We start from the raw sequence: 6,617 nt of genomic DNA, 5'->3' as shown, positions 1-6,617 counted from the left end.
CCCGGCCGTCACGGTCCAACGCCGAAGCGATCCGATCAGTACGGGTGTCCTGCCACACGATCGCGTTGTAATACGGCCGACCAGTACGCCTGTTCCACACCACCGCGGTCTCCCGCTGGTTGGTGATGCCGAGCGCGGCCAGGTCCTCCGAGCTCAGCTTCGTCGAGTTCAGGGCGGTCATGATGACCGAGGACGTCCGTTCCCAGATCTCGACGGGGTTGTGCTCGACCCACCCGGCCTTCGGCAGGATCTGCTCGTGCTCGAGCTGGTGGCGACCCACCTCCGCACCGTCGTGGTCGAAGATCATGCACCGGGTGCTCGTGGTGCCCTGGTCGATGGCGGCAACGAATTCGGCCACACGTGCTCCTTCGGCTCAAATCACTCCCGGGTCGCTTCGCTCCTGCCCTCCGGGTATTCAGTCGTCCATCATGGACTACATGACTTCCTCCACGGTCGACATCGACGGCATGCCCCGCGGTGGTCCCGACGCCTCCTGTCTGGACCGGCTGCTGCAGACCGACCGGCTGGAGTACCTCGACCGCGACGACGTCGCCGTAGAGACGAAGCGCAGCGTCGTCAGGGCGCTGGAACTCACCGGACACTTGTTCGGCAACCACGAGAGATTCGCGCACATCGCGCTCGAAGAGGTGGCCGAGGTTCCCGACCCGAGCATCCTCGAGTTGGGGTCCGGCCACGGCGGGCTGTCCGCCAAACTGCTGGAGATGCATCCCACGGCGCACGTCACCGTCACCGACGTCGAACCGGACTCGGTGGCCGCGATAGCGGCAGGGCCGCTGGGAGTCGACGAGCGCGCGACCGTTCGCGTCATGGACGCCACCGACATCGACGCCGCGGACGGCTCGTTCGACCTCGCAGTGTTCGCGCTGTCGTTTCACCACCTGCCCCCGACGCCGGCATCACGGGTGATCGCCGAGGGCACCCGCGTGGCCGCCAAGCTGGTGATCATCGACCTGCCGCGTCCACCTGCGCCACTACATCTCTTGCGGTTGGCGACGATGCTGCCGTTCGCGCCCTTCGTCCCGTTCGTGCACGACGGCGTCATCAGTTCGCTGCGTTCGTATAGCCCGTCGGCGCTGCGCGCGCTCGCCGCTCACGCGGACGAGGGCATCGACATTCAGCTTCGCGGCGGTCTTGTCAGTCCGCAGGTCGCGGTGGCCTCGCGTCGGTAGGCTCCCCTGGTGGGCGACGAGGTCACACAGACCGAATACAGCCGAGAGCACCGGTTGCAATACCGGCGGAAGGTGCAGCTGTCCCTCGACGTCTTCGAGACGATGCTCGCCCAGTCGAGCTTCGAGTTCGACCGCCCGCTGACGGGCATGGAGATCGAGTGCAACCTCGTCGACGCCGACTATCAGCCCGCGATGAGCAACCGCGAGGTCCTCGCGTCCATCGCCGACCCCGCGTTCCAAACCGAATTGGGCGCCTACAACATCGAATTCAACGTGCCGCCGCGTCCGCTGCCGGGCCACTCAGGCTTCGAACTCGAGGAGGAGGTCCGTGCCAGCCTCAACGCCGCGGAGACGAAGGCCAACTCCGACGGCGCGCACATCGTGATGATCGGGATCCTCCCAACTCTGATGCCCGAACACCTCTCCGCCGGTTGGATGAGCGAGTCGACGCGCTATCAGGCCCTCAACGACTCGATCTTCACCGCCCGCGGCGAGGACATCATGATCGACATCAGCGGACCGGAGCGGCTCAGCCTGCAGTCGGCCTCGATCGCTCCCGAATCCGCCTGCACCAGTATGCAATTGCACCTGCAGGTCTCGCCGGCCGAGTTCGCGCAGAACTGGAACGCGGCGCAGGCGCTTGCGGGACCGCAGCTGGCACTCGGCGCCAACTCGCCCTACTTCTTCGGCCACGAACTGTGGGCCGAGACCCGCATCGAACTGTTCGCCCAAGCCACCGATACCCGACCCGACGAGCTCAAGACCCAGGGCGTGCGACCGAGGGTGTGGTTCGGCGAACGCTGGATCACCTCGATCTTCGACCTGTTCGAGGAGAACGTTCGCTACTTCCCGTCGCTGCTGCCCGAGGTGTCCGACGAGGATCCGGTCGCCGAACTCGCGGCGGGCCGTACGCCGAACCTGTCCGAGTTGCGGCTGCACAACGGCACCGTCTACCGCTGGAACCGACCCGTCTACGACGTCGTCGACGGTCGTCCACATCTGCGGGTCGAGAACCGGGTGCTTCCCGCGGGACCGACGGTGGTGGACATGCTCGCCAACTCCGCCTTCTACTACGGTGCCACGAGGGCTCTGTCCGAGGACGACCGGCCGGTGTGGACGAAGCTGAGTTTCACTGCGGCAGAACGCAACTTCCTGGCAGCAGCGCGCGGTGGCATGGATGCGCGGCTGTACTGGCCTGGCCTCGGAGAGGTGACGCCCGACGAGCTGGTCCTGCGCGAGCTGCTACCGCTGGCCTACCAGGGGCTGGATCGGTGGGGCGTAGCGCCGGACGTCCGCGATCGTTTCCTCGGGGTCATCGAGGGCAGGGCCAAGAACGGCCGCAACGGTGCGGCGTGGCAGGTCGCCACGGTGCGGGCGTTGCAGGAGCGCGGGCTGGCGCGACCGCAGGCACTCGCCGAGATGCTGCGTTTGTACTGCGAGCGGATGCACAGCAACCAACCCGTGCACACCTGGGACGGACCCGCGTAGCGTGAAATCATGAGCGATTCGATGGACTCCAACGTGATCAATTGGGATGACGCCTACCGCGAAGAGGGCGAATTCGACGGGCCGCCGCCATGGAACATCGGCGAACCGCAGCCCGAGCTGGCCGCGCTGATCGCCACCGGCAAGGTGCGCGGCGAGGTGCTCGACGCGGGCTGCGGACATGCCGAGTTGTCGCTGGCACTGGCCACCCAGGGCTACACCGTCGTCGGTATCGAGCTGACGCCGACGGCCGTCGCGGCGGCCAAGAAGGCTGCGCAGGAACGCAATCTGCCGAACGCCACATTCGTGCAGGACGACATCACCACGTTCACGGGCTTCGACGGACGCTTCGACACCATCATGGACTCCACGCTGTTCCACTCGCTTCCCGTCGAGGGTCGCGACGGCTACCAGCGGTCGGTGCTTCGGGCGGCGGCCCCTGGCGCGGTCTATTACATCCTGGTGTTCGCCAAGGGGGCGTTCCCCGCCGAGCTGGAGCAGAAGCCCAACGAAGTCGACGAGGCCGAGCTCCGGGACGCTGTCGGCAAGTACTGGGAGATCGACGAGATCCGTCCTGCGTTCATCCACGCGAACATGCCCTCGGGTCCAAACGCCCCATTCCAGCTGCCGCCGCACGACCACGACGACGAGGGCCGGATGAAGATGCCCGCCTTCCTGCTGACGGCGCACAAGGCCGCCTAGCCGGACGACCGTGAACGCTCGGCTGCTGATGGCGTTGACGGTGATGGCACTGGCAGGCTGCCAGGTGAGTCAGCGGGCCGAAGCCGATCCCGTCGAGTACGACCTGAACCAAGTGTTCACCATGGGCGGAGGGCACGAGGCGGTGATACGCGGCGAAGACCTCCGGTTGCGCTTCACCGAGGTACTCGAGGATTCCCGCTGCCCCAAGCTCGTCGCGTGCTTCTGGACGGGCCAGGCGCGCATCGCGCTGCTCGTCCTGCGGGCGGGCCGCGAGCCGACGACCGCGGAGTTCAACACCAACCCCGCCCCTGGCCAGAACGTCCAGACGGCTCAGGTGGGTGAGTACGCGATTGGATTGCAATCGCTGGACCCGTACCCGCGGACACCCGAGGAGTCGATGCCCCTCGGGGACTACCGGGCGACGTTCTCGGTACGCAAGGCGTAGAACACGCAGGCCGGGCCGGCGTCAGCGCGAGGTGACCACGGAGAGGGACTCCGCGAGCATCTCGAGATCGTCCGCGGTGACGTCGACGTGCGGCGACACCCGCAAGGCCGGTCGCGTCATCTCACGCGGGGCCCGTTCGACGCCCGCGTAGGTGGTGACTATCCGAAGTTCGGCGATCAGCCTCGCGCGCACGGCACTCGGGTCGACTCCATCGGGTGGGGTCAGCGTCGTGATGGCACTCGGCTCGTCGACCGGCTCCACGACCTGCCAACCCGCGACGCCGGCCAGCGCACTGCGGGTCATCGCGCCGACCTCGACCAGCCGGCCCCGGATGCGCTCCGGCCCCGCCGCGACGTGCTCGCCGAGCGCGACCGAAAGACCCAACCGCGCAGCGACGTTCGCCTCGGCATCCGCCAGTCGGACCAGTGTCTCGTCGCTCAGCACTCCGCTGCGCGCGGCGAGCACGCCGACGCCGCGTGGCCCTGCCGCCCACTTGCGCGAAGACGAATACGTCGCGGCCGCGCCGAAGTCCGCGCAGTCGACGTGTGTGAAGGCTTGAGCGGCGTCGACGATCAGGGGGATGCCGTACTCGCGGCAGACCGCGCCCATTGCCGCGGTGGGCTGCACGATGCCGCGGTGACTGCCCAGCGCGGTGACGTGGACCAGGGCGGGCGGGTCGGCTGCGAGCAGCCCTTCGGCGGCGTCCACGTCGAGACGGCCGATGGCGTCAACGGGCAACGGCGTGACCTCGAAACCATTGCGGGCCATGGCAAGTAGGTTGGGTCCGTACTCGCCGGGCAGGCAGGCCAGCGTCCGAGGACCCCGCCAGTCGCCGAGGAGGATGTCCAGCGCGTCGCCGGAGCCGGTGGTGAAATCGACGTCGTCGACGCTGAACCCGGTGAGCGCCGCGACGACGGCACGGCCCGCGTCGAGCACGGGCGCCGCGGCCTCGGCGGCGACGTATCCACCGACCTCGGCCTCGTGCCGGGCGTGCGCGGTCGCCGCGTCGATCACGGCGAAGGACTGCCGCGAGCAGGCCGCGCTGTCCAGGTGCACGCCCGCAGTCGGCGGGCGAGCCGACCGCCAGTCCTCGGCGAAAGTCACTTGACCGCGAGTGACAGTCCGAAGTCCCCGGCCGCGTCGGTCCACCAGGCGATCCTGCGCAGACCGGCCGCGGCGAGCTCGTCGGCGACGCCCTCGGGTCGGAACTTGCACGACACCTCGGTGAGCATTTCCTCACCAGCGCCGAATTCCACCGACAAGTTCAGATCGCCGATCCGCACCCGCTGCGGACTACCTGCCCGAAGCCACATCTCGATGCGCTCGCCGTCGGGGTTCCAGCGGGCGACGTGATGGAATGCAGCCGGGTCGAAGTCCGCGTCGAGCTCACGGTTGACCACCGCGAGCACGTTCTTGTTGAACTGCGCTGTGACGCCGGCGCCGTCGTCGTAGGCGCGGACCAACCTGTTGACGTCCTTGACGAGGTCGGTGCCCAGCAGCAGCGTGTCTCCAGGCTGCAGACTGTCGGCGAGTGCGGCGAGGAACTCCGCGCGCGGCCCGGCCGTCAGGTTGCCGATCGTCGAGCCAAGGAAGACGACCAGGCGACGACCGACCTGGGGGATCTTGCCGAGGTGTTCTTCGAAGTCCCCGCAGACGGCGTCGATCTCGATGCCTGGGTACTCCGCGCCGATGGCAGCACCAGCCGACTCGAGAATCGACGCGTCGACGTCGAAGGGGATGAACCGCCGCAGGGAGCCGCCTTCACGCAGGGCGTCGAGCAGGATGCGCGTCTTCTCCGACGTGCCGCTGCCGATTTCGACGAGGGTGTCGGCGCCGGAGGCAGCCGCGATGTCGACGGCGCGGGTCCGCAGAATCTCGGCTTCGGCGCGTGTCGGGTAGTACTCCGGCAGCCGGGTGATCTGATCGAACAATCCACTGCCGACGGCGTCGTAGAACCACTTGGGCGGCAATGACTTCGGCGTCTTGGCAAGACCGTCGCGCACGTCGCGCCGCAGCGCGTGGGCCGCGGAGTCGGCGGCGAGGTAGTTGGACAGCGAGACGGTCATGACGATCCCTTCAGTGGAATGAGTTGGACGCGGAGCCGCCCCGGCGGCGACATGGAACCGCGGAGCCGCCCCGGCGGCGACATGGAACCGGACGTGCCCACGACATCGACCAGGTGGCGGTCTGGCACGTCCTGCCAGCGAGGGTCGTCGTCGTAGGGTTCGCTGGCCAGCACCACGCCGTCGTCTCGCCGCAGCACCGACAGGGTGTCGCCCCACGTGGTCGCCAGCATCCGAGAGCCGTTGGCGGCCAGAATGTTCAGCCGGGCATTGGGGTCGGCCCCGCCGACCTCGACGATGGTGTCACCGAGTCGGTCGAGTCCCCGGTCGAAGATCAGTGCGGCGAGCAGTGCGCTGTCGACGGTGGATTCGGGGGCCGCCGCCAGTGGCAACACCGCCCGGTCCACTACCCCGTTGTGCGACAACAGCCATCCACCGTCGGTGAAGGGCGCCGAAGCCGACGGTTCGATGGGCATGCCGACGGTGGCCGACCGGACCGCCGCGACGACGCATCCACTGCGCAGTGCAGGCGCCACCGACGCGAACGACGCGTCACCCCACAGCGGGGCCGCGCTGCGCCACCGCGCAGGCCGGTCGTCGCGCAGATCGGGAGAGTAGAAGCCGACGCCCCAGCCGTCGGCATTCATCAGACCGTGCTTCTGTCGCCGCGGCGAATACGATTGCACCACAAGGCCGTACGGCGGATCGAGAACGAGCGACGCCACCGACACC

8 protein-coding genes are annotated in these 6,617 nt (G+C 68.2%); 4 read left to right on the top strand and 4 right to left on the bottom strand.

Features of this window, described 5'->3' with window-relative positions:
- Positions 1 to 307, bottom strand: a 307-nt coding sequence (locus QOI01_RS22895) for an FGGY family carbohydrate kinase (protein WP_526385005.1), incomplete at its 3' end; no start/stop codon positions are given.
- Positions 308 to 428: 121 nt separating this feature from the next.
- Between QOI01_RS22895 and QOI01_RS22890 the strand changes: the two genes are divergently transcribed.
- Genes QOI01_RS22890 through QOI01_RS22875 form a run of 4 tightly spaced genes read left to right on the top strand, consistent with a single transcriptional unit; the run spans position 429 to position 3,822 of the window.
- Entirely contained in the window at positions 429 to 1,190 is a 762-nt protein-coding gene (locus tag QOI01_RS22890) for a class I SAM-dependent methyltransferase (protein WP_526385003.1), read from the top strand.
- Between the two features lie 9 nt (positions 1,191 to 1,199).
- Positions 1,200 to 2,678, top strand: a complete 1,479-nt coding sequence (locus QOI01_RS22885; protein ID WP_526385002.1) for a glutamate-cysteine ligase family protein — start codon at positions 1,200 to 1,202, stop codon at positions 2,676 to 2,678.
- Positions 2,679 to 2,687: 9 nt separating this feature from the next.
- Positions 2,688 to 3,377 carry a class I SAM-dependent methyltransferase gene (locus QOI01_RS22880; protein WP_526385000.1) on the top strand — a complete coding sequence of 230 codons (690 nt, stop codon included), beginning with the start codon at positions 2,688 to 2,690 and terminating at the stop codon, positions 3,375 to 3,377.
- 10 nt (positions 3,378 to 3,387) lie between these two features.
- Positions 3,388 to 3,822: a hypothetical protein gene (locus QOI01_RS22875; protein ID WP_526384998.1), complete on the top strand. Its 435-nt coding sequence runs from the start codon at positions 3,388 to 3,390 to the stop codon at positions 3,820 to 3,822.
- Positions 3,823 to 3,843: 21 nt separating this feature from the next.
- Here QOI01_RS22875 and egtE read toward each other — a convergent pair whose 3' ends face one another.
- Genes egtE through egtC form a run of 3 tightly spaced genes read right to left on the bottom strand, consistent with a single transcriptional unit; the run spans position 3,844 to position 6,616 of the window.
- Positions 3,844 to 4,926 (bottom strand): ergothioneine biosynthesis PLP-dependent enzyme EgtE, encoded by a 1,083-nt coding sequence (gene egtE / locus QOI01_RS22870; RefSeq protein WP_526384996.1) that lies wholly within the window; start codon positions 4,924 to 4,926, stop codon positions 3,844 to 3,846.
- Entirely contained in the window at positions 4,923 to 5,888 is a 966-nt protein-coding gene (gene egtD / locus QOI01_RS22865; RefSeq protein ID WP_526384994.1) for an L-histidine N(alpha)-methyltransferase, read from the bottom strand. Before egtD ends, egtE begins: the two co-directional genes overlap by 4 nt.
- Positions 5,885 to 6,616, bottom strand: coding sequence for an ergothioneine biosynthesis protein EgtC (gene egtC, locus QOI01_RS22860; RefSeq protein ID WP_526384992.1), 732 nt, complete (start codon positions 6,614 to 6,616; stop codon positions 5,885 to 5,887). Before egtC ends, egtD begins: the two co-directional genes overlap by 4 nt.
- Between the last annotated feature and the right edge of the window lies 1 nt (position 6,617).

The sequence above is a fragment of the Mycobacterium sp. genome (assembly GCF_032162605.1).
Classification (GTDB): domain Bacteria; phylum Actinomycetota; class Actinomycetes; order Mycobacteriales; family Mycobacteriaceae; genus Mycobacterium.
The sequence above is the reverse complement of the archived record's forward strand: the minus strand, read 5'-3'. Positions and strand labels throughout refer to the sequence as shown.